Annotated in this window: 24 protein-coding genes and 1 pseudogene; 10 read left to right on the top strand and 15 right to left on the bottom strand. The window is 59.7% G+C overall.

Features of this window, described 5'->3' with window-relative positions; translation table 11 throughout:
* On the bottom strand, positions 1 to 1,149 hold the full coding sequence (locus AACY52_RS05825; RefSeq protein WP_339414995.1) for an efflux RND transporter periplasmic adaptor subunit: 1,149 nt from the start codon (positions 1,147 to 1,149) through the stop codon (positions 1 to 3).
* 286 nt (positions 1,150 to 1,435) lie between these two features.
* On the opposite strand from AACY52_RS05825, the gene AACY52_RS05820 reads away from it, so the two are divergent.
* Entirely contained in the window at positions 1,436 to 2,068 is a 633-nt protein-coding gene (locus AACY52_RS05820) for a TetR family transcriptional regulator (RefSeq protein WP_339414994.1), read from the top strand.
* A gap of 362 nt (positions 2,069 to 2,430) precedes the next feature.
* Here the strand turns inward: AACY52_RS05820 and AACY52_RS05815 are convergent, their stop codons facing one another.
* From AACY52_RS05815 to AACY52_RS05805, 3 genes are read right to left on the bottom strand one after another with little or no spacing between them, the layout of a single operon-like run.
* The gene (locus AACY52_RS05815; protein WP_339414993.1) at positions 2,431 to 3,486 is read right to left on the bottom strand and encodes an alkene reductase; all 1,056 of its coding nucleotides are present in this window, start codon (positions 3,484 to 3,486) and stop codon (positions 2,431 to 2,433) included.
* Between the two features lie 29 nt (positions 3,487 to 3,515).
* Positions 3,516 to 4,682, bottom strand: a complete 1,167-nt coding sequence (locus AACY52_RS05810; protein ID WP_339414992.1) for an MFS transporter — start codon at positions 4,680 to 4,682, stop codon at positions 3,516 to 3,518.
* A 13-nt stretch (positions 4,683 to 4,695) separates the two neighbouring features.
* Positions 4,696 to 5,022: a helix-turn-helix transcriptional regulator gene (locus AACY52_RS05805; protein ID WP_339414991.1), complete on the bottom strand. Its 327-nt coding sequence runs from the start codon at positions 5,020 to 5,022 to the stop codon at positions 4,696 to 4,698.
* A gap of 154 nt (positions 5,023 to 5,176) precedes the next feature.
* Here AACY52_RS05805 and AACY52_RS05800 point away from each other — a divergent pair, with 154 nt between their 5' ends.
* Positions 5,177 to 5,761, top strand: coding sequence for an ACP phosphodiesterase (locus AACY52_RS05800; RefSeq protein ID WP_339414990.1), 585 nt, complete (start codon positions 5,177 to 5,179; stop codon positions 5,759 to 5,761).
* Positions 5,762 to 5,806: 45 nt separating this feature from the next.
* On the opposite strand, the gene AACY52_RS05795 is transcribed toward AACY52_RS05800, so the two are convergent.
* Both AACY52_RS05795 and olsB read right to left on the bottom strand, forming a co-directional pair.
* Positions 5,807 to 6,598 (bottom strand): lysophospholipid acyltransferase family protein, encoded by a 792-nt coding sequence (locus tag AACY52_RS05795; RefSeq protein WP_339415052.1) that lies wholly within the window; start codon positions 6,596 to 6,598, stop codon positions 5,807 to 5,809.
* On the bottom strand, positions 6,598 to 7,353 hold the full coding sequence (olsB, locus tag AACY52_RS05790) for an L-ornithine N(alpha)-acyltransferase (RefSeq protein WP_044272710.1): 756 nt from the start codon (positions 7,351 to 7,353) through the stop codon (positions 6,598 to 6,600). The genes AACY52_RS05795 and olsB overlap by 1 nt, the downstream gene beginning before the upstream one ends.
* A gap of 185 nt (positions 7,354 to 7,538) precedes the next feature.
* Here olsB and AACY52_RS05785 point away from each other — a divergent pair, with 185 nt between their 5' ends.
* Together AACY52_RS05785 and AACY52_RS05780 are read left to right on the top strand one after the other, a co-directional pair.
* Positions 7,539 to 8,612: a serine hydrolase gene (locus AACY52_RS05785; RefSeq protein WP_339415051.1), complete on the top strand. Its 1,074-nt coding sequence runs from the start codon at positions 7,539 to 7,541 to the stop codon at positions 8,610 to 8,612.
* Positions 8,609 to 8,923, top strand: a complete 315-nt coding sequence (locus tag AACY52_RS05780; protein WP_339414989.1) for an amidase — start codon at positions 8,609 to 8,611, stop codon at positions 8,921 to 8,923. Before AACY52_RS05785 ends, AACY52_RS05780 begins: the two co-directional genes overlap by 4 nt.
* 125 nt (positions 8,924 to 9,048) lie before the next feature.
* Here the strand turns inward: AACY52_RS05780 and AACY52_RS05775 are convergent, their stop codons facing one another.
* The 6 genes and pseudogenes from AACY52_RS05775 to AACY52_RS05750 form a co-directional block, all read right to left on the bottom strand.
* Complete coding sequence (locus AACY52_RS05775; RefSeq protein WP_339414988.1) at positions 9,049 to 9,438, bottom strand: hypothetical protein; 390 nt, start codon at positions 9,436 to 9,438, stop codon at positions 9,049 to 9,051.
* The gene (locus AACY52_RS05770; protein ID WP_339560344.1) at positions 9,435 to 10,283 is read right to left on the bottom strand and encodes a hypothetical protein; all 849 of its coding nucleotides are present in this window, start codon (positions 10,281 to 10,283) and stop codon (positions 9,435 to 9,437) included. Before AACY52_RS05770 ends, AACY52_RS05775 begins: the two co-directional genes overlap by 4 nt.
* 18 nt (positions 10,284 to 10,301) lie before the next feature.
* Positions 10,302 to 10,691 carry a hypothetical protein gene (locus AACY52_RS05765; protein WP_339438003.1) on the bottom strand — a complete coding sequence of 130 codons (390 nt, stop codon included), beginning with the start codon at positions 10,689 to 10,691 and terminating at the stop codon, positions 10,302 to 10,304.
* Positions 10,688 to 12,100, bottom strand: coding sequence for a PAAR domain-containing protein (locus AACY52_RS05760; RefSeq protein WP_339560343.1), 1,413 nt, complete (start codon positions 12,098 to 12,100; stop codon positions 10,688 to 10,690). The genes AACY52_RS05765 and AACY52_RS05760 overlap by 4 nt, the downstream gene beginning before the upstream one ends.
* A 194-nt stretch (positions 12,101 to 12,294) precedes the next feature.
* The gene (locus AACY52_RS05755; RefSeq protein WP_339497068.1) at positions 12,295 to 12,588 is read right to left on the bottom strand and encodes a DUF3077 domain-containing protein; all 294 of its coding nucleotides are present in this window, start codon (positions 12,586 to 12,588) and stop codon (positions 12,295 to 12,297) included.
* A gap of 292 nt (positions 12,589 to 12,880) precedes the next feature.
* Positions 12,881 to 12,967: pseudogene (locus AACY52_RS05750) on the bottom strand (outer membrane lipoprotein carrier protein LolA); the annotation flags it as partial.
* 59 nt (positions 12,968 to 13,026) lie between these two features.
* Here AACY52_RS05750 and AACY52_RS05745 point away from each other — a divergent pair.
* Both AACY52_RS05745 and AACY52_RS05740 read left to right on the top strand, forming a co-directional pair.
* Entirely contained in the window at positions 13,027 to 13,617 is a 591-nt protein-coding gene (locus AACY52_RS05745) for a YceI family protein (protein ID WP_339414985.1), read from the top strand.
* Between the two features lies 1 nt (position 13,618).
* Entirely contained in the window at positions 13,619 to 14,776 is a 1,158-nt protein-coding gene (locus AACY52_RS05740; RefSeq protein WP_339414984.1) for a phosphatidylserine/phosphatidylglycerophosphate/cardiolipin synthase family protein, read from the top strand.
* Between the two features lie 64 nt (positions 14,777 to 14,840).
* Here the strand turns inward: AACY52_RS05740 and bglX are convergent, their stop codons facing one another.
* The gene (gene bglX, locus AACY52_RS05735) at positions 14,841 to 17,132 is read right to left on the bottom strand and encodes a beta-glucosidase BglX (protein ID WP_339414983.1); all 2,292 of its coding nucleotides are present in this window, start codon (positions 17,130 to 17,132) and stop codon (positions 14,841 to 14,843) included.
* A gap of 244 nt (positions 17,133 to 17,376) precedes the next feature.
* Here bglX and AACY52_RS05730 point away from each other — a divergent pair, with 244 nt between their 5' ends.
* The 4 genes from AACY52_RS05730 (at position 17,377) to AACY52_RS05715 (ending at position 20,805) form a co-directional block, all read left to right on the top strand.
* Positions 17,377 to 17,988 carry a LemA family protein gene (locus AACY52_RS05730; RefSeq protein ID WP_049709565.1) on the top strand — a complete coding sequence of 204 codons (612 nt, stop codon included), beginning with the start codon at positions 17,377 to 17,379 and terminating at the stop codon, positions 17,986 to 17,988.
* An 18-nt stretch (positions 17,989 to 18,006) separates the two neighbouring features.
* Positions 18,007 to 18,726, top strand: a complete 720-nt coding sequence (locus AACY52_RS05725) for a TPM domain-containing protein (protein ID WP_339414982.1) — start codon at positions 18,007 to 18,009, stop codon at positions 18,724 to 18,726.
* A gap of 28 nt (positions 18,727 to 18,754) precedes the next feature.
* Positions 18,755 to 19,372: a TPM domain-containing protein gene (locus AACY52_RS05720; RefSeq protein WP_339414981.1), complete on the top strand. Its 618-nt coding sequence runs from the start codon at positions 18,755 to 18,757 to the stop codon at positions 19,370 to 19,372.
* 215 nt (positions 19,373 to 19,587) lie between these two features.
* Positions 19,588 to 20,805 carry an SAM-dependent methyltransferase gene (locus tag AACY52_RS05715; RefSeq protein ID WP_339414980.1) on the top strand — a complete coding sequence of 406 codons (1,218 nt, stop codon included), beginning with the start codon at positions 19,588 to 19,590 and terminating at the stop codon, positions 20,803 to 20,805.
* Positions 20,806 to 20,838: 33 nt separating this feature from the next.
* On the opposite strand, the gene AACY52_RS05710 is transcribed toward AACY52_RS05715, so the two are convergent.
* Positions 20,839 to 21,738: a DMT family transporter gene (locus tag AACY52_RS05710; RefSeq protein ID WP_339455684.1), complete on the bottom strand. Its 900-nt coding sequence runs from the start codon at positions 21,736 to 21,738 to the stop codon at positions 20,839 to 20,841.
* A gap of 207 nt (positions 21,739 to 21,945) precedes the next feature.
* Complete coding sequence (locus AACY52_RS05705; RefSeq protein ID WP_339414978.1) at positions 21,946 to 24,510, bottom strand: TonB-dependent hemoglobin/transferrin/lactoferrin family receptor; 2,565 nt, start codon at positions 24,508 to 24,510, stop codon at positions 21,946 to 21,948.
* Positions 24,511 to 24,582: the final 72 nt, after the last annotated feature.

Raw genomic sequence — 24,582 nt, 5'->3', positions numbered from 1 at the left:
TTACTCCCCTTTGCCCGTAGTGGCAGCAGGAGCAGCAACCGTTCCCGCAGGCTTGGCGTTATCCGCCTCCTTAACCTTGACTTCGGCGCCAGGCTTGACGTACTGCAAGCCTTCGGTGATCACACGGTCACCGGCGTTCAAGCCTTTCTCCACCAGCCAGTAGGCGCCGACGGTGCGGTTGGCGACCAGGACGCGCTGCTCGACTTTGTTGTCGGCATTGACGATCAGGGCCGTCGGGATGCCTTTGAGGTCGCGGGTTACGCCTTGTTGCGGAGCCAGGATCGCCTTGCTGTTCACGCCGGCTTTCAACTGGGCGTGTACGAACATGCCAGGCAGCAGGGTGTGGTCAGGGTTGGGGAACACGGCGCGCAGGGTCACGGAACCGGTGGTCTGGTCAACCGACACTTCGGAGAATTCCAGCTTGCCATCCTGGCCGTAGTCGCTGCCGTCTTCCAGGGTCAGCTTGACCTTGGCGGCATTGGCGCCGGCTTTTTCCAGCTGGCCGCTTTCCAGGTCGCGGCGCAGTTTCAGCATTTCTACCGAAGACTGCGTGACGTCGACGTAGATCGGGTCGAGTTGCTGGATGACGGCCATGGAGTCGGCTTGGCCGTTGCTGACCAGCGCGCCTTCGGTGACCAAAGAACGGCCGATGCGACCGGCGATCGGCGCGTACACCTTGGTGTAACGCACGTTGATCTGCGCGCTTTGAACGTTTGCTTCTGCGGTCATGCGGTTGGCGACGGCGGTGTCGTATTCCTGACGGCTCACGGCTTGCTCATCGACCAACTGCTTGTAGCGGTCGGTGATGGATTTGGTCTGGGTCAGGGTGGCTTGCGCGCTTTTCAGAGTGGCTTCATACATCGATGGGTCGATCTGGTAGAGCTGTTGCCCTTCCTTCACGTCCGCGCCTTCCTTGAACAGGCGCTTGAGAATGATGCCGTTGACCTGCGGGCGAACTTCCGCGATGCGGTAGGCGGTAGTACGGCCTGGCAACTCGGTTGTCAGGGTAAAGGCTTGCGGTTGAATGGTGACCACGCCGACCTGAGGGGTTTGAGCGGGCGGAGCCGCTTCTTCCTTTTTACATCCGCTGAGCAGCGATGCCAGGGCGACGGCAGTGACCAGAGCGGTAACAGCTGGCTTAAGTTGCATGAAGATCCTCGGGTCAGGCGCGCAGAGTGCGCACCAGCAGTGTGGAAAGGTAAAAAACAAATGGCGAGTGGATAAGTAGCTTGCTACGCAATATACTTACGTTCATGGTTGTTTGTAAACTCTTGACAGGCTTTGCGCAATGTTGACAAAGCAACGCCCAAAGCCTCGATTCCATTACGTTCGGCACCCATGACGGTGTCGTCCCACAAATATTCAGATGATCATTACCGGCGATTAATTCTGCCTTAACGATAGTCTCAAGTGTCCTGATTGAGGTTTTACTGCCATGGTTCGTCGCACTAAAGAGGAAGCTCAGGAAACGCGCAGCCAGATCCTCCAAGCCGCCGAGCAAGCATTCTATGAGCGCGGCGTTGCGCGCACTACGCTGGCGGACATCGCCGCGCTGGCCGGTGTGACGCGGGGTGCTATCTACTGGCATTTCAGCAACAAATCCGATTTGCTGCAGGCGCTGCTCGATACCCTTCATGAGCCGCTGGACGAATTGGCCAGGGCCAGTGAAAGCGAGGACGAACTCGACCCGCTGGGCTGCATGCGCAAGCTGCTGATTCATTTGTTCCATCAAGTGGCCTTGGACCCGAAAACCCGGCGCATCAACGAGATCTTGTTCCATAAGTGCGAATTCACCGATGAAATGTGCGACATGCGCCGCCAGCGTCAGACCCACAGCCTGGAATGCAACCTGCGCATCAGCCTGACATTGCGTAACGCGGTCCATCGCGGGCAACTGCCGGAAAACCTCGACACCACCCGTGGCGCGGTGTGTATCCACGCCTACATCAACGGGCTGATCGGCCAATGGCTGCTGGTCCCCGACAGCTTCCAGCTACATCAGGAAGCCGAGCGCTGGGTGGACGCAGGGCTGGACATGCTGCGCTGGAGCCCCAGCCTGCGCAATTGAGACAACATGCGTAATTGCGTCAGGTTGTGTCACGAGTAAAGCATAAGGATGGTCAATCGTCCTTCTGCCTGATTGGTGGGATGACTTTATATACGGGCTGGCGGGTGGTTGATAGGTAGCCGGCTAAGTATTTTGTAGCGATTTTGTTGCAGGGCTGTGAAGGAATGTTACCCCTGGCTGCACACATTCGAAATGTGGGAGCTGGCTTACCTGCGATGGCGGTGGATCAGTCACTTCACCTGTTACTGAAACACCGCCATCGCGGGCAAGCCCGCACACATGGGGTCGTTGGTGTGTTCAAGGTACGAGTAAAAAAGCCCCGGTTCCTGCGAACCGGGGCTTTTTCATTTCAGCACGTTACGTCAGAGCGCCAGCGTCGGGTAGTCGATATAACCGACCGGGCCCTTGCTGTAGAAGGTGTCCGGGCGTGGCTCATTCAGCGGCGCATCCGCCTTCAGCCGCGCTGGCAAGTCCGGGTTGGCAATAAACGGCACGCCCCAGGCCACCGCATCCGCCTTGCCTTCAGCCAGCCAGGCATTGGCGCTGTCCTTGGTGAAGCGTTCGTTGGCAATGTACATACCGCCAAAGGCTTTTTTGAGTTGTGGGCCGAGGCTGTCAGCGCCTTCCTTTTCACGCGAGCAGATGAAGGCGATGCCACGCTTGCCCAATTCGCTGGCGACGTAGGTGAAGGTCTGCGCCAGGTTGTCGTCGCCCATGTCATGGGAGTCGGCGCGTGGTGCCAAGTGCACACCCACGCGACCGGCGCCCCAGACTTCGATGGCGGCGTCAGTCACTTCCAGCAGCAGGCGTGCACGGTTTTCCAGGGAGCCACCGTAGTTGTCGGTACGCTGGTTGGTGCTGCTTTGCAGGAATTGGTCGAGCAGGTAGCCATTGGCACCGTGGATTTCCACGCCGTCAAAACCGGCGGCCTTGGCGTTCTCGGCACCGGTGCGGTATGCGTCGACGATGTCGGCGATTTCAGCGGTTTCCAGCGCGCGAGGGGTCGGGTAGTCGGCCAGTGGGCGCACCAGGCTGACGTGTCCTTTAGGTTGGATCGCACTCGGTGCAACCGGAGTTTCGCCGTTCAAGTACGACTCGTGGGAAATACGGCCCACATGCCACAGCTGCAGGAAGATCTTGCCGCCTGCGCCATGAATCGCCTTGGTCACGTTGGCCCAGCCGCGTACCTGGTCGTTGGACCAGATGCCTGGGGTATCCGGGTAGCCCACGCCCAGCGGCGTCACGGAAGTGGCTTCGCTGAGGATCAGCCCGGCGGAAGCGCGTTGCACGTAGTACTCGGCCATCAGCGCGTTGGGTACGCGACCGTCGTCTGCACGGCAGCGGGTCAGCGGCGCCATGATGATGCGGTTCGACAGTTCCAGGTCGCCCAGTTTGATCGGATCGAAAATAGTCGTCATCGGGAAAATACCTTTGTCTTTGAAGTGGATCAGTTGGTCGCAGGGGCCAGGCCGGCATCGCCGCTCTGACGGAAAGTAATCAGGGTCACCACCAGCGCGAGGATCGCCAGGGCCGCTGCGGCTAACGGCACACTGGTCAGGCCGAAACCGTGGGCTATCACACTGCCGCCGACCCAGGCGCCAAGGGCGTTGCCGATGTTGAAGGCGCCGATGTTCAGGGTGGACACCAGGTTCGGTGCGGCCTTGCCAAAGGTCACCACGTTGATCTGCAACGCAGGCACGGCGGCGAACGAGGCGGTGGCCCACAGAAACAAGGTGATTTCAGTCGGGATGATGGCGACGCTGGTCCAGGTCAGCGCGGTGGAAACTACCGCCATACTGATGAACACGCCGATCAGGGTGGCCGCCAGGCGTTTGTCCGCCAGCTTGCCGCCAATGATATTGCCCACGGTGAGGCCCAGGCCGATCAGCAGCAGGGTCCAGGTCACGCCTGTGGGCGACACGCCGGTGACATCGCCTAGCAGCGGCGCAACGTAGGTGAAGAGGGTGAACATAGACGCGGCGAACAGCGCGGTCATGCTCAGCGACAGCCAGATGCCGGCGCCTTTGAGCGCGGCCAGTTCGGCGCGCATGTCGAGTTTCTCTTCATCACGCTTGGCGGGCAGGAAACGGATCAAGCCAATCAACGCCACCACACCCATCACCGTCACCGCCCAGAACGTCGAGCGCCAGCCGGCTTCTTGGCCCAGTGCGGTACCCAGTGGTACGCCAAGCACGTTGGCCAGGGTCAAACCGGTGAACATCAAGGCTACGGCCGAGGCACGCTTGTTGGCCGGCACCAGGTTGGCCGCTACCACTGAACCAATCCCAAAGAAAGCACCGTGGCACAGTGCGGTGACGACGCGGGCAAACATCAGCACGTTGTAGTCACTGGCCAGGGCGCAGAGGAGGTTGCCGATAATGAAGATACCCATCAACGCTACCAGTGCCGCCTTGCGTGGCAGCTTGGCGGTGGCCAGTGCCATGAACGGTGCACCGATGGCCACACCCAAGGCGTAGCCGGTGACCAGCCAGCCTGCGCCGGGAATCGACACACCCAGGTCCGCCGCTACATCGGGCAGCAAGCCCATGATGACGAACTCGGTGGTACCGATGGCGAAGGCGCTGAGGGCCAGTATGAGTAGCGAGAGGGGCATTATCGTTTCCTTGTTACAACGCTACGTTTTCGTCAGCGCTGAGTTCAGTGATGAGCGCCGCAAGGAAGGCCTGGATGGTTTCCTCGTTGCGTTTGAAAAAGTGCCACTGGCCGGCCTTCTGGCTGCTGATCAAACCTGCGCGTTGCAAGGTGGCCAGGTGGGCCGACACGGTCGACTGGGACAAGCCGCAGCGCTGATCGATCTGACCGGCGCAGATGCCGTATTCGTGGTTGTGCAGTTGCTCGGGGAACTGCACTTTCGGGTCTTTCAGCCAAGTGAGGATGTCTCGTCGTACTGGGTGCGCCAGGGCTTTTATTATTTCGTCGAGGTCGATGGACATGGCAGGTGCTCGGTTTCGTAAAGCGTTATATCGCGATGAGGCGAACTTTAAATCGCTCTATCCCGATATACCAATATGATTTTGATCTGAACCTAGGCTTAATCGGTATATCGGGTTATAACGATACGTTGCTGGCAGTGATAGAGTGCGCGCCATGAATTATCTCGCACATCTGCACTTGGGCGGCCAACTTCCTGCGCAATTGCTGGGTAGCCTGTATGGCGATTTCGTCAAAGGGCGCCTGCAGGGTCAGTTCGGCCCGCAAATCGAATCGGCGATCCAGCTGCACCGCTCGATTGATCGTTTTACCGACAGTCACCCGTTGGTGGGTGAGGCGTTGTCACGCTTCAGCCTGACCCGCCGGCGCTATGCCGGGATCGTCCTCGATGTGTTTTTCGACCACTGCCTGGCGCGGGATTGGGCGCTGTATGCTGACCAGCCGCTGGAGCGCTTCACGTCCCAGGTGTACCGCGTGCTGGCGGCCGAGCCGCAGTTGCCGGGGCGGCTGGCGCAGATTGCGCCGTATATGGCGGCGGATGATTGGTTGGGTTCTTACCGCGAGTTTGCGGTGATGGAGCAGGTGTTGCGCGGGATCTCGCGGCGGCTGACACAGCCCGAGGAACTGCGACATGCCATGCAGGAGTTGCAGGTGTTATATGAGCCGTTGAGTGAAGACTTTCGAGTGTTCTACCCCGAGCTGCAGAAATTTGCACAAGCCCAACTGACTATTGGGATCTAAATGTGGGGGCGGGCCCGCTCCCACATTATTTTGACCCTGCTCGCCTCAGGCCGCGAACGCCGGTCGAGCATCCACTTGTTCTGCCTCCGGCAGCGGCCCGAACAACGCTATCTGCACCGCCTGCTGCGCCTGATAAGCCAGCGCCGCACGTTCCTGCCCGGCACAGGCAATAGGCTTGAGCACGTGAATCTCCACATCACCCTGGTCATTGCCAAACAGACGCATCAGGTGCGACAGCAAATCATCATCGCCAATAAACGGTGCCAGTGGGTCCGCTTGGCCGTCGCGCAAATAACGGATCGCCACCGGTTGCAGCGACACATCCGCATCGATCGCACTGGCCAGCAAGCGCCCGTGGAACGTGCGCAGGCTGCGGCCGTCGGTGGTGGTGCCTTCCGGGAACATCAGCAGCGGGTGCTGTTGCTCCAGATGACGGGTCATCTGCTTGCGGATCAACTGGCTGTCACCCGAACCCCTGCGGATAAACAGGCTGCCCGCTTTAGCCGCCAACCAGCCGGCCACCGGCCAGGTGCGCACTTCGGCCTTGGACAAGAACGACATCGGTGCCACAGCGCCCAGCAGCGGAATATCGGTCCAGGACACGTGGTTGCTCACCCACAGCATCGGCTGCGTTGGCAACTCGCCGTGCACCGTCACGCGAAAGGGCAGGGCATTGGTCAGGCGCGCCATGAAGAACCGCGACCAGCGCTGGCGGCGCACCATCGAGTTGGCTACGCCCAAACGCTCAAACAGGCCAAACACGCTGGCCATGCTCAAGCCCAGCGCCACCACCACCAACACGCGGGCAATGCGCCCGTAAATCCGCAGGCGGCTCATCACATGGCGGCCTTGAAGTGGCGGGCGTAACGCGGGCATAGCTCATCGCGCTTGAGCAGGATGAACACGTCGGCCACTTGGAAGTCTTCATCCCAGCACGGCTCGCCGCAGATCTTCGCACCCAGGCGCATATAGGCCTTGAGCAGCGGTGGCATCTCGGCGATTACGTTGGACGGCAGGTCCAGTGCCGGCAGTGGTTTCTTCGGTTCGGCACGCAGGTGTTCGTTGCACAGGTAGCGTTCGCGCAGACGCTGCATGATCGCGTGAGCCTGGATGCCGCCGTCGTGCATCGGGATGCTTGCGCACCCCATCAGGTAGCTGTAGCCGCCTTGGTTCAACACTTCGGCCAACTCGCCCCACAACACGGCGATCGTGCCGCCGTTACGGTAGGCGGGGTCGACGCAGGTGCGGCCGATTTCCAGGATCGGGCCCTGCAAGTGCAGTAAACCGTGCAGGCTGAACTCTTCTTCGCTGTAGAATCGTCCCAGGGTGCTGGCGGCCTGGTGATCGAGCAAACGGGTGGTGGCGACCAATCGACCGCTGTTCAAGTCCCGCACGCCGATGTGGCTGCAGTGAACATCATAGTCATCCATGTCCAGGCCCAGTTCCGCGCCTTTCAGCTTGGCGTTGAACTCGCCGCTGAACACGTTGAACCGCAGGGCCTGGGCTTCCTGCAAGGCCTTGGCGCCCACCAGGCGTTCGGCTTGCAGACGGCGTTCATTGCCTTTGTCGCTGATGCGGGCGATCTGAGTCATAGCGAGTCTCCGGGTGCCGGCCAGGTTGCGGCCAGTCGACTTTGTTGTCCAAAGTCAGGCTATGTAGGCTCGGTGTCATCTCCATGAACTTACGGTGACGGTTGGGTGACAGCCTCCGTGTAGCAAATCTGTCATTGGCCTGCGCTAGGCTCGCGGGCTTGAATGCCCTCCTTGAGTTTGCGTCCATGGTCAGAGGCCTGTTGTGCGTTGCCTTGCTACTCGTCACCGTTACCGTCCACGCCGAAACCTGGCCCGACAAAGAATGGGCCAAGGGCACACCGCTCGCAGGTCCTGCCGTCGACGCCTTGGATGCCTACGCTTTCCCTGCGCGAGACGACACCACTCGCCAAGGCATTCGCACCGACGCGTTGCTGGTGATCCGCGACGGCGAGGTTATCTACGAACGCTACGCCGCGCCCACCACGGCCAGCACGCCGCACCTCACCTGGTCCATCAGTAAAAGCCTGATGGCCACCGTGCTGGGCGTGGCCTATGGCGATAACCGCTTTAAATTGACCGACCCGGTCGCGCGCTTCTACCCGCCGATGAAGCAACACCCAACCGTGACCATGGCCGATTTGCTGCACTGGGCCTCGGGCCTGGACTGGCAGGAAGACTACGAATACGCGCCACTGAACTCTTCGGTGGTGGCGATGCTCTACACCCGTGGCCGCGCCGATATGGCTGACTTTGCAGCGGACACGGAGGCGGCCAGCGCACCCGGCCAGGCCTTTCGTTACTCCAGCGGCGACACCAACATCCTGTCCGCCGCCCTCAAAGGCATGCTCGGCCTCAAGGCTTATATGAGTTACCCCTGGGACGCACTGTTCAAGCCCTTGGGTATCCGCAGTGCCACGTGGGAAACCGACGCCGATGAAACCTTTGTCGCCTCGTCCTACGCCTACCTCACCGCCCGCGACCTGGCGCGCGTCGGCCTGCTGATGGCGCGGGATGGGCGTTGGGGGGATCAACAGTTGCTGCCAAAGGATTGGGTGACCTTCAATCGCCAGCCGTTCGATAAATACAAAGCCGGCCAGGACGAAGCCGTCCCTGGCGGCCATTGGTGGCTCAATCAAGGCACTCCACGGCCCTGGCCCGACGCCCCCGCCGACACCTTCGCCGCCCTCGGCCATTGGGGCCAGGCGCTGTACGTGATGCCCGACGAACGCCTGGTGATCGTGCGCTATGGCGACGACCGCGACGGCAGCTACCGCCACAACGAACTGCTCAAGCGCGTGCTTGCGGCGGTGCAACCATGATCCGCCGTCGTCCGTTCGCCAGCCTGTTCCTCCTGCTGCTCCTCGCCCTGCTGGGGTGGATCTGGCACGAGCGCGTCAACCTGCAAGCCTTCCCCGACATCATCGCGGCGTACACCGCCAAGGAGTATTGCTCGTGTCGGTACGTGGCGAACAACCCGGCCGAGTATTGCCGTGGGTATGTAAAGCAATACGTGCCGACCAGCGCATTCAGCGACAACCCGGCGCGCAGTGAAGTGACGGCGAGTGGGTTGGGGCGTACGCACAGTGCGCGGTGGTTGGGGGACCGCCAGGGTTGCCGCCTGACGCCCTGACGCCCCACATTACCCCTGTGGAAGCGGGCTTGCTCGCGAAGGCGGTGGGTCAGTCAACTTACGTGTTGGCTGGTATTGCGTCTGATTCTTTGCTGATGTCGGGCCTCGGGTGAGGCCCGTTTGGGTTACCTGAGCTTTGCCAGAATGTATGCAGCCGCCAACCAAATCAGAGCCGTACAGATTAGCGTTGTAACGATTATGAAAAGACGTTTTAGATAGGGTGGGAAGTTTTCAAAGTCCACTGGATCCAAGTTGCCATGCCGGATATGCACCTTTGGCATCAGGATCATTCCGGCAATTTGTGACATTTCCAAAAGAGACCAAATCAAACCGCGCTTCCCAAGGCTGTCTCCCCAAAGATAGATATAACGGCTGTTTTTCAAAGCCTCTTTTATGGCATCCATGTGACGGTGAGTAAGATATAGATTAAGCGCGAGACCAGTAAATCCAAGAAGGAATGGGCTGGCCAAAAGCCAGATTTCTAACCAGGCGTTCCAAGACTCATCCGTTGTCATGGCAAAGTTTTTTCGTACAGTTTTTCGCCTATCTGTTCTCCACGCATACCGCCGATAGTCGTACCCGCCCATGCGCCTGCCCCAACTAAAGTCGCGACACATACAACGCCTCCTATACCGGTCGTAACACCAAGTGCAAGACAGATCGCGCCACCAGCAACACCGCCTGCCGATCCGCCAAATGCGCCGCCGCCAACCGAGCCTGCGAACTGTCCACCCTCTGTGAACTTGATCTTTTCGCAAGCCGCCCTGGAATCGTTATTGCAAACCTGTTGTATCGCCAGCAAGGAGGATACGCCGCCAAGCCCAATCCCGATGTAACCACCCGCCTTCATGTATCTGGTAGCGCGGCTGGTCGCTTCCACATGCGCGGAATAACCCGGAATCTGCCCCGGCGCACCGGCCTTGTCCCAATGGTGCACCAAGCTACGACTGGAAATGCCGAGGGCCGCTTTCAACTTGGGGTGATCGCCCAGGGTGGTTTGGCCACGTAAGCGCGTGGAGTTGAGCAGATGGGCATCTAGCTGGTTCATGAGACGCTGGCGATCGGTGAAGAACTGCGACGACTTGAGGTGGCCGTGCTGGCGATAATTTTCTTGATGTAAACGTTCGATAGCTTGGAGAGTGTCGCGCAGGTTGTTCATGTGCTTTTCCATCACCACAGCGCTGACGCCGAGCCAGGTTGAGGTGTGCCCGATGAAACCGGCGATTTCGGCACCGTGTCGATACAGAAAGTCGGCCTCATCAGGCGTCAGCGAATCCAGAGATTCGCTGACTTGTTGTGCAGCCTGCATCAGTTGCGCTTCCTGATAGGTGCAGGAAGTATTGTTCGGATCGCTGAGCACTTATTTATCAATCACCCACTACTTCAGTTTCAGCAATATGCCGACGACAATAATCCAGCTAAAACCAACGATTTTCATCGCCGCATCAATGACCAAAAGACGTTTCAGGTAGGGTGGAAAGTTTTCAAGATCAACAGGGTTTACATCTCCAATTCGGATATATGCTTTTGACCATGTGACCATTCCTGCGATTTTCGCTATTTCCAAAAGAGACCAAATCACGCCCCGTCTCCCCAAACTTGGCCCCCATAGATAAATGTAGCGGCTATTCTTCAGGGCCTCCTTCATGGCATCCAAGTGACGGTGGCTCAGGTAAAGAGTGTATGCAGTGCTCAGAACCCCGAGAATAATTGGCCCCCCAGTCACAAGTATCGCAATCCAAGGTGACCAAGTGTCGATACTGGTCATGGTTGAGAAACCTCATAAATCTTGTCTCCCAAATACTCGCCCCCTCCACCACCGTAAGTCGTACCCACCCAAGCGCCAGCTCCTATTACTGTCGCTATGCAGACTATCCCCCCTATACCAGTAGTAGCACCTAGCGCTACACAGATCGGGCCACTCGCATATTTGGCGATTCCTCCGCCGAAAGCACCACCTGCAGCTGACCCAGCGAACTTTCCTCCCTCTGTAAACTTAACCTTCTCACACGCAGCCCCAGAATCCCCGTTACACACCTGCTCAATAGCTAGCAGCGAGGAGATACCGCCAAGACCAATACCGATGTAACCACCTGCCTTCATATACTTCGTGGCACGACTGACCGCCTCCACATGAGCGGCATACCCCGGAATCTGCCCCGGTCCGCCCGCTTTGTCCCAGTGAAGTACCAGACTTCGACTGGATATACCCAGGGCGGTTTTCAACTTGGGGTGATCACCCAAGGTGGTCTGCCCGCGCAAGCGAGTGGAGTTGAGCAAATGCGCATCCAACTGACTCATCAACCGCTGACGATCAGCAAAGAACTGCGCTGATCTAAGATGTCCGTGCTGTCGATAACTGTCCTGATGCAGCCGCTCCATAGCCTGCAGCGTCTCGCGCAGGTTGTTCAGATGCTTTTCCATCACCACAGCGCTGACGCCGAGCCAGGTTGAGGTGTGCCCGATGAAACCGGCGATTTCGGCACCGTGTCGATACAGAAAGTCGGCCTCATCAGGCGTCAGCGAATCCAGAGATTCGCTGACTTGTTGTGCAGCCTGCATCAGTTGCGCTTCCTGATAGGTGCAGGAAGTATTGTTCGGATCGCTGAGCACGATCATCGAGCCGGCTTTGACGTTGCCGGTGTTGGGATTCAGTGATTGAAACTTACGCATCACAGCCGGATCAATTGTCGAAAAAAGTGTGGCCTCCAATGCTTCGCGGGACATGCTCTTGGGCACGATATAGAAGCCTGGTTCCTGACCCAGCGCCCCGTTGAATGCCGTTGGCACTGTACGACCGGAAGGCGTGAAAGCAGATTGAGACGGCGTTTCTGGGTTGCCGTTTACAGCTGTATCATTCGGTTGAGCAACCCGCTGACTCGCTGGCGGTTCTGCTTCTCGCTTTTCGTAGGTGGCCTTTAACACCGAAGGAATCAACCGGGCTCCACAGGGGCAACTGCTCACGCTATCCAGCGTGCCGGCAACACGTTTTCCCTTGCGCCTCATATTGGTAATGCCGCCTAGGATCCGGACGTTTCCGGCATGATTTCCGCAAGTGACCCGAGCACCTTCCAGAGCACGGTGAAGGCCATGTAACTTGAATGTTGGATCCCCCTCGAGAATTCGTCCGCCGCACGTCGTTTGGTCCCCTAAAACAACATAGTGCCCTTTGCTCATTTTCTTGCCCCATATCATCCAAGTCGTTGTTGCTACACCTTCCTCAATCGAGGTAAACGAGAACGAGTAAGTCAGTGGCAAGCCAGACTTTGGAGAGGGATTTACTTAGGGTAAAGTCGGACGATTCCGTGAGTTTCGTCGTATTAATCTGGTGGGATTGCGGCGCCCGATGCCGTACATCGGGCGCGTATTACTTATTGCACAGGTGGAGTGCCGGGCTGCATCGCCAGCAGCAGGTCATCGATGATGGCTTTGCCCATTTCGCCCAAGTAATGCGAGGCGAACGCAAACCTCTCGGCCCTTGGGTCCATGGCGGCTTCAAGGGAGAGCATTTTGGCGTAGTAGAGCACGTGGGAGGCGTGTTCGAGGGCTTCCACAAGAGGAACCCCGGCGTTGACGCGGAACAGTTTCAGGTGGTTTTTGTTTTCTCCGCAGTCTGCGAAGGTGGCGGCGCCGATGGTTTCGGCTGAGGGTATTTCGTACGGCATAAGCTTGCGCCTTTGGTACAACCAAAAAAGCTGCCAGTCACGATTCCAAGCGTGGAGGTGGCAGCTGTACGCAGGTTGGAATCCGAGAAGAAGCGACTCGGCAGGCACAAGGCCTCCCACGTACAGCCGCCATAAAGCACAAACAGCGGGCACAAAAAAGCGCCGACTGATTGCATGACGACGCTGTAGCGTCTTCTTTCTCGGGATTCCACGCCCGGTCGCTGATGAGCAGCGACGTGGCAGAGGTTAACGCTATGCGAGCGACGTCGCAACCCGGTGGCAAATGGCTTTTTGTAGGAGCGAGCTTGCTCGCGAAAAGCCCGAGAGCGCCGTTGGGTGTCAGGTTCCCCGTGTCATCGTTAACGTTTTTCGCGAGCAAGCTCGCTCCTACAGGAGGGCTTTGCTACTGTTCGCGCAGGTTTTCTTATCCGAGTCTTTATGTTCAACGCGTCTTTAATCAAGCCCCTGGCCTTCGCTCTCTTGGCCGCCTTTGCGCTGCCCGCCCACGCCGACTGGTACCTGGATAACGAATCCTCGCGCCTATCGTTCGTTACCACCAAAAACACCGAGATTGCTGAAGTCCACCGCTTCCTAGTGCTGCACGGCAAGGTCGACAGCAAAGGTGCGGCGCAGTTGGAAGTGGAAGTGGAGTCGGTCAACAGCGGCATTCCGCTGCGCGATGAGCGCATGCGCAATCAGCTGTTCGAGATCAAGACCTTCCCCGAAGCGTTGATCAGCGCACAGATCAATCTGCAACCCATCAATGATCTCGCGCCCGGAGCGCAGTTGGAATTGCGCCTGCCGCTGTCCGTGACCCTGCATGGCAAAACCCAGACCTACAGCGCCGAGTTGCTGGCCACGCGCTTGGACGACCGACGTTTCCAAGTGGTGACCCTGGAACCGGTGGTGCTGCATGCCGAAGATTTCGATCTGGCGCCGGGTGTGGCGGCGTTGCGCAAGGCGGCGGGGCTTGCGTCGATCAGTTTGTCGGTACCGGTGGGTGCGGTGCTGATCTTTACCGCGCGCTGACATGAGCGGCGCGGTGTTTCCATGGCGCAGCGCCAATCGGTTCGAGTTGCTGATCGACGGCCCGCAATTCTTCCCGCAGATGCTGGTGGGCATCGCCCGCGCCGAGCGGCAAGTGGACCTTGAACTCTATCTGGTGGAAGCCGGGGCCTGCGCCGAAGCGCTGGTGCAGGCGCTGGTGCAGGCGACCGAGCGTGGCGTGCAGGTGCGTTGCCTGTTCGATGATTACGGCAGCCTGGCGTTCACCCTCGGGCTGCGCAAACGCTTGACCGACGCCGGTGTGGCGCTGCGTTTCTACAACCGCCTGAGCTGGCGTCGCTGGATGCGTAACTTTTACCGCGATCACCGCAAGCTGTTGCTGATCGACCAGAGCATTGCCGTGGTCGGCGGCACGGGGGTGACGGATGAATTCTGGACGCCGGGCCAAGACACCGCCGACTGGCATGAAGTGATGGTGCAAATCAGCGGCCCGCTGGTGCTGGACTGGCAGGCGCTGTTCGACCGTCAATGGCACGCCAACGCAGCGCGCCGGGAGTGGAAGCCCTCCACTCACTTTGGTTTGCCGCGTTTGCCCAAGTTGCCGGCGACTGGGCCGGGCCTGGGTCGTGTGGCTTACGCCGACGCCCGTCAGCATCGCGATATTTTGCAATCGCTGATCCGCGCCCTGAATAACAGTCACCAGCGCATCTGGCTGGCCACGCCCTATTTTCTGCCGACCTGGAGCGTTCGTCGCGCTTTGCGCCGCGCGGCCGGGCGCGGGGTGGATGTGCGTTTGCTGCTCACCGGCCCGCGCACCGATCACCCGTCTGTGCGTTACGCCGGGCACCGTTATTACCCGCGTTTGCTGCGCTCGGGTGTACAGATCTTTGAGTACCAGCCGTGCTTTCTGCACCTCAAAATGGTGCTGGTGGATGACTGGGTCAGCGTTGGGTCGTGCAACTTCGATCACTGGAACCTGCGTCTCAACCTGGAGGCCAACTTGGAGGCGTTGGACCCTGAGCTGACGCTGGCAGTTAAAGAGAGTTTTGAACGAGATTTTGCCCAGAGCCAGGTGGTGAGCCTGGAGGCGTGGAAGTCGCGGCCATTGTGGCGGCGGGTGAAACAACGGGTGTGGGGATGGGTTGATCGGTTGGTGGTGAATTTGCTCGATAGACGCGGTTAAGAAGAATACCGCTAAACAAATGTGGGAGCGGGCTTGCTCCCACATTTTTTGACCGTGTCAGGCTTCAGAGCAATTCAAACGTCTGCTGCTGCACCTCCTGGGAGTCCAGGCCAATCTGCACGTTGAACTCACCCGGCTCCGCGGCGAACTTGAGCTGGGTGTTGTAGAACTTCAAGTCTTCCTCGGTGATGGTGAAGTGCAGCGTGCGCTCCTCACCCGCCTTGAGCATGACCTTCTGGAAGTTTTTCAACTCTTTGATCGGGCGGATCATCGAGCCGGCCACGTCCTGGATATACAACTGCACCACGGTTTCGCCATCCACCTTGCCGGTGTTGGTCACCGTGACACTGGCGTCGAGCTTGCCGGTCTTGTTCAGCGTGGTGGACGACAGCGCCATGTCCGACAGGGTGAACGTGGTGTAGCTCAGGCCATAGCCAAACGGGAACAGGGGCCCGGTGGTGTCATCGAAGTACTGCGAGGTGTAGTTGCCCGGTTTGCCTGGGGTGAACGGTCGGCCGACGGTCAGGTGGTTGTAGTAGGTCGGAATCTGCCCCACCGAGCGTGGGAACGTGATCGGCAGCTTCCCCGACGGGTTGTAGTCACCAAACAGCACGTCGGCGATGGCGTTGCCGCCTTCGGTGCCGGCGAACCAGGTTTCCAGGATCGCATCGGCCTGTTGGTTCTCTTCAACAATCGACAGCGGGCGGCCGTTCATCAACACCAGTACCAGCGGCTTGCCGGTGGCTTTCAAGGCCTTGATCAGGTCGCGCTGGCTTTGCGGGATGTTCAGGTCGGTGCGGCTCGAGGATTCGTGGGACATGCCACGGGATTCACCCACGGCAGCCACCACCACATCGGCATCCTTGGCGGCCTTCACGGCCTCGTCGATCATCACGTGGGCAGGGCGGGTGTCGTCCACCACTTCCGGCGCATCGAAGTTGAGGAAGTTCAGGTAGTCGACCACGGCCTTGTCGTTGGTGATGTTGGCGCCACGGGCATAGATGATCTTGCCTTTATCGCCGATCACCGCGTTCAAACCGTCGAGCAGCGTCACCGATTGCGCAGGCCGTCCGGCGGCGGCCCAACTGCCCATCATGTCGATAGGCGCCTTGGCCAGCGGGCCGACCAGGGCGATGGTCGCGGATTTTTTCAGCGGCAGGGTGTTGTTCTGGTTTTTCAGCAACACCAGGCTGCGGCGTGCGATGTCGCGTGCGTCGGCACGGTGCAGGCGGCTTTCGGCGTAGGTGTCGGCCGGGTCATCCTCGGCCTTGCCGATGCGCAGGTACGGGTCCTTGAACAGGCCCATGTCATATTTGGCACCGAGCACTTCGCGCACGGCGTTATCGATGTCGCTCTGTTCGATCTCGCCGGACTTGAGCAGCCCCGGCAATTCCTTGGCATACAACGAGTCGTTCATGCTCATGTCGATGCCGGCCTTGATCGCCAGCTTGGCGGCTTCGCGCCCATCCTTGGCTACGCCGTGCTTGATCAGCTCGAAGATCGCGCCATGGTCGCTCACGGCCACGCCCTTGAAGCCCCAGTCCCGGCGCAGCAGGTCGTTCATCAGCCAGGTGTTGGCGGTGGCAGGCACGCCGTTGATCGAGTTCAACGCCACCATCACGCCGCCCGAACCGGCCTTGATCGCCGCGTGGTACGGCGGCAGGTAGTCCTGGTACATCTTGACCGGGCTCATGTCGACCACGTTGTAGTCGCGACCGCCTTCCACCGCGCCATACAGGGCGAAATGCTTGACGCTGGCCATGATGCTGTCGGCATTCGCGGGGCTCACGCCCTGGAACGCCTTGACCATGACGTCGGCGATGCGTGAAACCAGGTAGGTGTCCTCACCGAAACCTTCGGAGGTGCGGCCCCAACGCGGGTCGCGTGAGATGTCGACCATCGGCGCGAAGGTGATGTCGAGGCTGTCGGCGGCGGCTTCCTGGGCAGCGATGCGCCCGGAGCGGCCGATGGCCTCCATGTCCCAGCTGGACGCCAGGGCCAGGCTGATCGGGAAGATCGTGCGGTGGCCGTGGATCACGTCGTAGGCGAAGAACATCGGGATCTTCAGCCGGCTGCGCATGGCCGCGTCCTGCATCGGACGGTTTTCCGGGCGGGTGATGGAGTTGAAGGTGCCACCGATACGGCCGGCGGCGATTTCCTTGCGGATCAGCTCGCGGGGCATCTCGGGGCCGATGCTGATCAGGCGCAATTGGCCGATCTTTTCGTCCAGGGTCATCTGCTTGAGCAGGTCGCTGACAAAGGCGTCCTTGTCTTTAAGCGCAGCAGGCTTTGTTTCTGCCCATACGGGGTGACTGGCCAGAGTGGCAACAAGGCCGAGCAAACACAGCTTTTTCATGAATATCCTTTTTCGGCTCACTGCACAGCATTGGGGTGAATGCTGATCGGCCAAAATGTGGGGAGCGTCTATTGTTGTTCGGGTGTTCTTCAGATAAATGCAGCACACTCTGAACTCTTGTTCGCGCTGGGCATCTTTGTAGCTGATTGGCTCGATGCATTCCAGTGGTGGCGGATTATGCCCCAAGCGCGTGGTGCATAGGGTTAGTCGTAACATTCCATCAAGATTGGGGAGGAGAAACACCATGCAAGCAGCACAAGGTTACCGCTGGGGCTTGAAAGCCGCGGTTTTGCTATTGATCAGCAGCGTGCTGAGCGGTTGTGGCATCAACAACATCCCGACCTTGGACGAACAGGCCAAGGCCGCCTGGGGCCAGGTGCAGAACCAGTACCAACGCCGCGCCGACCTGATTCCCAACCTGGTGGAAGTGGTCAAGGGCTATGCTGCCCATGAACAGGACACGCTCACCGCCGTGATTGAAGCGCGGGCCAAGGCCACGTCGATCCAGGTGGATGCCAGCACCCTCGACAATCCGGAAAAACTCAAGCAGTTCCAGCAAGCACAGGATGGCTTGAGTGGTGCACTCAGCCGTTTGATGGTGGTGTCCGAGCGCTACCCGGACCTGAAGGCCAACCAGAACTTCCTGGCCCTGCAATCGCAGCTTGAAGGCACCGAAAACCGTATTGCCGTAGCTCGCCGCGACTTTATCCAGGCCGTGCAGGCCTACAACACCGAGATCCGCACCTTCCCTGGCCGTCTGTGGCACAGCGTGATGTACAGTGACTTGCCGGTCCGCGCCACGTTTGAGGCCACCAGTGCCGATGCCGATAAAGCGCCGCAAGTGAAGTTCAAATAAAGCTGCATTGAGGTGTCGATGCGTTTATTACGGATAGGCCTGGCGCTGTGGCTGTTGGCCTGTGTGGGCGTGGCCCAGGCAGCCCTGACCTTCCCGGCGCTGACCGGGCGGGTGGTGGATAACGCCGATATGATCGACGCGGCCACGCGCCAGCAGCTGACACAGCAGCTGCAGGCGCTGGAACAGACGTCCGGCGACCAGATCGTAGTGGTCACCGTGCCTGACTTGCAGGGCGTACCGATTGAGGACTTCGGTTATCAACTGGCTCGCCAGTGGGGTATCGGCCAGAAAGGCAAGGATAACGGCGCGCTGTTGATCGTCGCCCGCGATGAGCGCAAATTGCGCATCGAAGTCGGTTACGGCCTGGAAGGCGTCCTCACCGATGCGCAGTCGTGGGTGATCATCAATCAGGTGATTGCACCGGCGTTCAAGGCCGGTAACTACAGCAAAGGCATCAGCGAGGGCGTGTCTGCGATGGTGCAAGTGGTGGGCGGAGAACCCTTGGCCGTGCCAGCCCATGTGGCGGATGGCAACTTTGCCAAGGATAATCCCGGGCTTTCCATCGGCCTGTTTGTCCTGCTGATCGGCGTGCTGTGGCTGTGCAACCGGATGGGGCTGCCGGTGGGTGCGATCCTGCTGTCGATTCTCAGCAGCAGCGGGCGCGGCGGTGGTGGCGGTGGTGGTTTCCGGGGCGGCGGCGGCGGCTTCGGCGGCGGGGGGGCCTCGGGCGGCTGGTAATGACAATAATGAGAGAGCACCTACAACCATGGCATTACTGACTGAACACGAGCAGCGCCAAGTCGCCGAAGCGATCGCCCGCGTGGAAAAAACCACCGACGCCGAACTGGTGACCGTGCTGGCCGCCCGCGCCGATGACTACGCCTATATCCCGCTGTTGTGGGCGAGCCTGATCGCGTTGGTGGTGCCGGGCGTGGTGCATTACGTGTCGGGTTACCTGAGCATGTACACCTTGCTGTTGGCGCAATGGGCGACATTCATCGTGTTGTGCCTGGTGTTCCGCTTGCCCAAGGTCACCACGCGCTTGATTCCGCGTTCGGTGCGCTACTGGCGCGCGTCCAACCTGGCGCGGCGGCAGTTCCTGGAGCAGAACCTGCACCACACGCTGGGCAGCACCGGTGTGCTGATTTTTGTCAGCGAGGCCGAGCGCTATGTGGAGATTCTGGTCGATGACGGGATTTCCAGGCACCTGGATGACAGCAGTTGGGACGCCATCGTCAAGGCGTTTACCCAGCAGGTAAAACAGGGGCAGACGTTGGCCGGGTTTATCAGTTGCATTGAGGCCTGTGGTGAATTGTTGAAGGTGCATGTGCCGGTCACCCAAACCCGTAATGAACTGCCGAATCGCTTGGTCGTACTCGAATAAAAATGTGGGAGCGGCGGTTCGACGCTTCGACTTGTTCGCGAACGCGCAGTGTCAGTCAAGACATCCGTCGACTGATACACCGCATTCGCGAGCAAGCCCGGTCCCGCATTGGATTGTGTTATCCAGTCCAATGACCGTTGATCAAATAACCCCGTGCCCTAAACCGCCATCCCCCCTAAAATGCCCGGCATTCCCTGCCCGAGGCGTTTTTGTTCATGTCTGTCACCGCTCAACCTGCCCGCCCTGCGCCGGACCATCACGCCGAGTTCATCGAACTGCTCAGCGCAAGCCTCGCGCAAAACGCCTTTATCAAGCTGGTGCTGGCCAAATACGTCGGTGAAGAAGCCGAGCTGCAGCGGCTGATCATCAAACCGGTAGTGGTCAAGGAGCAGGCATGCCTGTCCTTCGTCTACCGCTACAAGACCCGCGACATCACCAAAAACTTCCCGTTGGCAGAGGCCGTGGCGGCGATTGCCGAGCTGCTGCCGGCGCAGTTCAAAAACGCCCACCTGCTGTCGCTGACCGACGAAGCCCAGTTGGAATACAGCAAGAAGAACAAAAGCTCGCTGTTCAAAAGCAAGCCGCAGCAACTGCGTGAGGCGCCCTCGGCCGAGCATAACCGCGAGAAAAATCGCTTCTTCGACCTGAACCGGCCGTTTCTCGCCGACCTGGGTGTGACCGACGCCAAGCAGGCGCTGATCCCGTCTATGTCGCGCAAATGGAAGCAGATCAATAAGTTCATCGAAGTGTTCAGCCATGCGCTGACCTCATCCCCGTTGAAACTGGACCAGCCCGTACGCGTGGCGGACTTTGGTTCGGGCAAGGGCTACCTGACGTTCGCCATCCACGACTACCTGCGCAACACCCTCAAGGCCGAGGGTGAGGTGACGGGCGTCGAGCTGCGCGCAGACATGGTGACCCTGTGCAACACCGCCGCCGCCCGCCTGGAACACCCCGGGCTGGTGTTCAAATGTGGCGACGTGCGCAGCGTGGCGCCGAGCGAGCTGGACGTGATGATCGCCCTGCATGCCTGCGACATTGCCACTGACTATGCGATCCACACCGGCATCCGCTCCGGCGCGTCGATCATCATGTGCTCGCCGTGCTGCCACAAACAGATTCGCCTGCAGATCCAGAGCCCGGCGCTGCTTAAACCGATGCTGCAATACGGCCTGCACCTGGGCCAGCAGGCGGAAATGGTCACCGACAGTTTGCGCGCGTTGTTCCTGGAGGCCTGTGGTTATGAGACGAAGGTGTTCGAGTTCATCTCGCTGGAACATACCAACAAGAACAAGATGATCCTCGCGGTGAAGCGCGCGGAGCCGATGGACAACGCGCAGTTGCTGGAGAAAATCCAGGAACTGAAGGCGTTCTACCACATCACCGAGCACTGCCTGGAAACCCTGCTGCGCGCGGATGGGTACCTGACCTGAGCACGATGCGAATCAAAATGCGGGCTCCCATATTCAGGCCGCGCTCGGCTTGGGAGCTGGCGCAGGCTGCACCGCCGTCTTGCGCCCCAGCATCACCGTCACAATGACCCCACACGCAAACACCCAGGTAATCGGCTCGATGTGTTCACCAAAGAACAGCGCCGAGAACGCGATGGTGAAGAAGATCTGCAACAGCTGAATCTGACTGACCCGTGCAATCCCGCCCATGGCCAACCCGGCATACCAGGCGAAGAACCCCAAAAACTGCGAGAACAGCGACACATAACCAAACGCCCACCACGTGCGCATGGAAATCGCCCCTTGATGCTGCGCTGCCAAGTACCACACCGGGCCGATCAACACCGGCGTCGACAGTACCAGCGCCCAGCAGATCACCTGCCAGCCACCCATCTGCTTGGCCAGTCGCCCGCCTTCGGCATAACCCAGGCCGCCCACGGCAACCGCGCCAAGCATCAGCAGGTCGCCCGCTTGAATACTGCCGGCCCCGGTGATCAGCGCATAACTCAACACCAGTGCACTGCCCAGCGCCGCGCAGGCCCAGAAGGCTTTTGACGGCCGCTCATGGGACAGCCACGCCGCATACAGCGCTACGCACAACGGTTGCAGACCATTGACCAGCGCGCCATGGGACGCTGGCAAGGTTTGCATGGCCCAGGCCGACAGCACCGGAAAGCCCAGAATCACGCCCGCGATCACCAGGCACAGCCCGCGCACCTGACGCCAGCTCGGCCAGCGTTCGCGCCGCCACAACAACAGCGCTGCCGCCGGGATCGCCGCGAACAGCGCGCGGCCCAGGCCGTTGAGCAACGGGTGCATTTCCTGCACCACGATGCGGGTGAAGGGCAGGGTCAGGCTGAAGATGATGACGCCCAGCAGGCCGAGGGCCATGCCGGTGTTTTCGCGCGAGCTCATAGGGAAGAACCGAAAACTGGAGGGTTTCAAGGGAAACCCATCTAGCCACAACCCCCGCTGATTGCGGGTCTACAGCTGGGTGAGGATTTATCCGTACAGTTGAGTCCCGGGTGGGGGGAGTGGGAGCTGGCTTGCCTGCGATAGCATCACTTGGGCCTACCTGATACACCGAGGTGTCTGCATCGCGGGCAAGCCCGGCATCCACATTTAGAAGAAGCGCGTGATGCTGATCTTGGCGTTGCGCCCTTCGCTGTAGACGCCCTCGCCGCTGAGGGCCGGCTGGTAGCTGCGGTTGAACAGGTTGTCGACGGTGAAGTTGATCTCGGTGCCTTTGAGGCCGGCTTGCTGCGGTTTCCAATTGGCGAACAGACCCTGGGTGTCGTAGCTGGCGTTCTCGGTTTGGTCGTAGATAAAGTCGCCGATGCTGGAGTTGAAGCCGCCTGGGTAAATGTCGGTGGGCACGCGATCGGTCTTGCGCACGAACTGGCCCTGCCAGCCCACTTGCGCGTCCCAGCTCGGGATTTTGGTACCCAGCACCACGACCCATTTGGCCGGTGGAATATCGCGTGCCCACACATGACGGTCGGTAGCCCAAGGGTTGGTGTAGGGGTTGTCGCGTTTACCTGTAGCCCAGGAGTAAGTCACAGAGCCGAACACGTATGTCGAGTCGTAGTAGCTTTCGAGCTCGACGCCCTTGATGGTCATGCCGCCGACGTTGCGATAGTTGGTTCTGGACGCCGTGTCGGTGCACACCGAATTGATATTGCCCGGCACGGTCATTTGCCGTTCGCAGCCGATGCCGGTGGCCTTCATGATCTCGTCTTCGATGCGGTTGTGAAACAGCGTGGTGCGCAGTTGCAGGTTGTCATCGCGGGTGAAGATGCGCGAGAAGTTGGTGACGTTGCCCACGGTAATCGCCGTAATGCGCTCGGGCTTGAGGTTGAGGCTTGTGGCGCTGCGCGTGCTGGCGGCGCCTTGTACTTCATACTGTTCATCGATGACCGGCGCACGCCACGTGCGGTTCCAACTGGCGAAGAAGGCCACATCCGGGGTCACGTTCCAGAACGCGGCCAGGCGCGGTGACCATCCGGTGTAGGTGCGGTCGCTGTAGTCATGGCCGACGCGCGGGTCCGGGTTGCTGTAGTACGGCGCATCGTTGGCTTCGCCGCGGTTACGCACGTGGTCATAGCGCAGGGACGGGGTGAGGGTCACATCCCCAAGCGTGATCGCGTCCTGCAGGTAGAGCGAATTTGTGTCGACCTTGCCGTGCGGCATGAAATACGGCTGGAAATGCCCATAGTTGTATCTGGCGGTGTTGTAGGTCGCGCCCGGCATCCAGCTTTCGGTTTCGCGGTCGTGCTTGCGGATCTGCACGCCAGTGGTCACTGCGTGTTCCAGCGGGCCGGTGGTCAACAGGCTGATATTGCGCAGCTCAAAGATGCGGTCTGCGTAAGACGTTTCCATCTTGCGTCCACCGGTGCTCAGACCCATCACTGCATTTTCGGCGCGTTCGTCAGTCTGGTCGGTCTTGGAGAACGAGTAGCTGAGCTTCAAGTCGATCAATGGGTTGTTCAGCGGCTGGTACTGGTATTTGCCCGACCAGGTGGTGTCCACGGTTTCACGGTCGGCCAGGAAACGTATCAGAGCGCCTTTGTAGCCATACCGGTCGATCGCCGATTGCGTTGGCGGTGACGGGTAGGATTTAGCCGAGAACGGCGCCATGCGCTCGCTTTTGGCACGGGAGTAGGACAGGCCCATGCTGTGTTCGTCGGTAAAGTGGGCATTGACCTTGAACAACTTGCCCTCTACATCCTGTGCACTGTTGGGCAGGCGCTTGGGGTTGATCGGGTATTTATTGCGCGGGTCGGGCGGCGTGCCGGCGAGCTTCAAGTCGTCGCCGTCGCGCTTGGTCAGGTAAATCAGGCCATCCATGCGACCATCGTCGGTGCGGCCATATACCGCGCCGCTGTACACCTGCTCGTGAGTGTTGCTGGAGTAGCCATACTTGGCCATCGCCCCGGCGTTACGCCCGTCCTTGAGCAAGTCTGGCGCATCCTTGGTGGTCATGTTGACCGTGCCGCCGAAGCCGCCGTTACCGGTGAACGGCGAGTAGGGGCCTTTCTCCACCTCAATGCTTTTGATCAACTCGGGCTCGATGAAGACCGTGCCTTGTTGATAGCGCTCGAAGCCACTTTTGGTTGCGCCATCCACGCTCATCGGCACATCTTCTGCATCGCCCATGCCGCGAATGTTCATGGTCTGGCCACCTGGCTTGGGTGAGCCGCCCATGAACACACCGGGCAAAGTCTGCAGCAGTGAAGGGATGTTGTCGGGCTGATAACGGTCAATATCGGCCTGGCTCAAGGTGGAGCGGCCTACGGTGCTGGCGTCGACCTCGGTACCGGTGCCGATCACGCTCAGGGCGTCCAACTGAATCGCACCGCTCTGGGTGGTTTTCGCCTCTTCGGGCCTTACCACATAGGTGTTGCCGACTTTGATCAGCATGAATTCACCATTTTTCAGCAAGGTGCGAAGCGCCACTTCCGCGGTGAAGTCACCGTCGAGTGCCGGCGCTTGCACGTTCCTGAACAGCGCTTCATCGAACAACAGCTGGATTTTCGCCTGCTGCGCTACCTGGCTCAGGGATGTCGCCAGCGCCTGGGCGGGCAGCTTGAATGGCTCGGCTTGGGCATTGAGGCTGAATGCCAGGCAGGTGGCGATGAGGGTTGGTCGAAGCAACAGGTGCGAAGCGTGGCAAGGCGCGCGAAACATGAAATCCCCCGGTGTGGCCAAATGGCCGAAAAGGCGTGCGTGTCGAATGCAGACCGGAGGAAGACGGGGCAG

The sequence above is a fragment of the Pseudomonas sp. EA_65y_Pfl1_P113 genome (assembly GCF_963970525.1).
Lineage (GTDB): Bacteria > Pseudomonadota > Gammaproteobacteria > Pseudomonadales > Pseudomonadaceae > Aquipseudomonas > Aquipseudomonas tritici.
Note: the sequence above shows the minus strand (reverse complement) of the source record. Positions and strands in the feature narration are given on the sequence as shown.

Coding starts and splice junctions, on each gene's coding strand:
- AACY52_RS05795 (WP_339415052.1), bottom strand. CDS start 6,598: ATGAGCCGCCTGCGGATTTACGGGCGCATTGCCCGCGTGTTGGTGGTG.
- AACY52_RS05755 (WP_339497068.1), bottom strand. CDS start 12,588: ATGCCGTACGAAATACCCTCAGCCGAAACCATCGGCGCCGCCACCTTC.
- AACY52_RS05800 (WP_339414990.1), top strand. CDS start 5,177: ATGAATTATCTCGCACATCTGCACTTGGGCGGCCAACTTCCTGCGCAA.
- AACY52_RS05765 (WP_339438003.1), bottom strand. CDS start 10,691: ATGACCAGTATCGACACTTGGTCACCTTGGATTGCGATACTTGTGACT.
- AACY52_RS05810 (WP_339414992.1), bottom strand. CDS start 4,682: ATGCCCCTCTCGCTACTCATACTGGCCCTCAGCGCCTTCGCCATCGGT.
- AACY52_RS05745 (WP_339414985.1), top strand. CDS start 13,027: ATGTTCAACGCGTCTTTAATCAAGCCCCTGGCCTTCGCTCTCTTGGCC.
- AACY52_RS05820 (WP_339414994.1), top strand. CDS start 1,436: ATGGTTCGTCGCACTAAAGAGGAAGCTCAGGAAACGCGCAGCCAGATC.
- olsB (WP_044272710.1), bottom strand. CDS start 7,353: ATGACTCAGATCGCCCGCATCAGCGACAAAGGCAATGAACGCCGTCTG.
- AACY52_RS05825 (WP_339414995.1), bottom strand. CDS start 1,149: ATGCAACTTAAGCCAGCTGTTACCGCTCTGGTCACTGCCGTCGCCCTG.
- AACY52_RS05805 (WP_339414991.1), bottom strand. CDS start 5,022: ATGTCCATCGACCTCGACGAAATAATAAAAGCCCTGGCGCACCCAGTA.
- AACY52_RS05720 (WP_339414981.1), top strand. CDS start 18,755: ATGGCATTACTGACTGAACACGAGCAGCGCCAAGTCGCCGAAGCGATC.
- AACY52_RS05815 (WP_339414993.1), bottom strand. CDS start 3,486: ATGACGACTATTTTCGATCCGATCAAACTGGGCGACCTGGAACTGTCG.
- AACY52_RS05710 (WP_339455684.1), bottom strand. CDS start 21,738: ATGAGCTCGCGCGAAAACACCGGCATGGCCCTCGGCCTGCTGGGCGTC.
- AACY52_RS05780 (WP_339414989.1), top strand. CDS start 8,609: ATGATCCGCCGTCGTCCGTTCGCCAGCCTGTTCCTCCTGCTGCTCCTC.
- AACY52_RS05715 (WP_339414980.1), top strand. CDS start 19,588: ATGTCTGTCACCGCTCAACCTGCCCGCCCTGCGCCGGACCATCACGCC.
- AACY52_RS05775 (WP_339414988.1), bottom strand. CDS start 9,438: ATGACAACGGATGAGTCTTGGAACGCCTGGTTAGAAATCTGGCTTTTG.
- bglX (WP_339414983.1), bottom strand. CDS start 17,132: ATGAAAAAGCTGTGTTTGCTCGGCCTTGTTGCCACTCTGGCCAGTCAC.
- AACY52_RS05730 (WP_049709565.1), top strand. CDS start 17,377: ATGCAAGCAGCACAAGGTTACCGCTGGGGCTTGAAAGCCGCGGTTTTG.
- AACY52_RS05740 (WP_339414984.1), top strand. CDS start 13,619: ATGAGCGGCGCGGTGTTTCCATGGCGCAGCGCCAATCGGTTCGAGTTG.
- AACY52_RS05705 (WP_339414978.1), bottom strand. CDS start 24,510: ATGTTTCGCGCGCCTTGCCACGCTTCGCACCTGTTGCTTCGACCAACC.
- AACY52_RS05760 (WP_339560343.1), bottom strand. CDS start 12,100: ATGAGCAAAGGGCACTATGTTGTTTTAGGGGACCAAACGACGTGCGGC.
- AACY52_RS05725 (WP_339414982.1), top strand. CDS start 18,007: ATGCGTTTATTACGGATAGGCCTGGCGCTGTGGCTGTTGGCCTGTGTG.
- AACY52_RS05785 (WP_339415051.1), top strand. CDS start 7,539: ATGGTCAGAGGCCTGTTGTGCGTTGCCTTGCTACTCGTCACCGTTACC.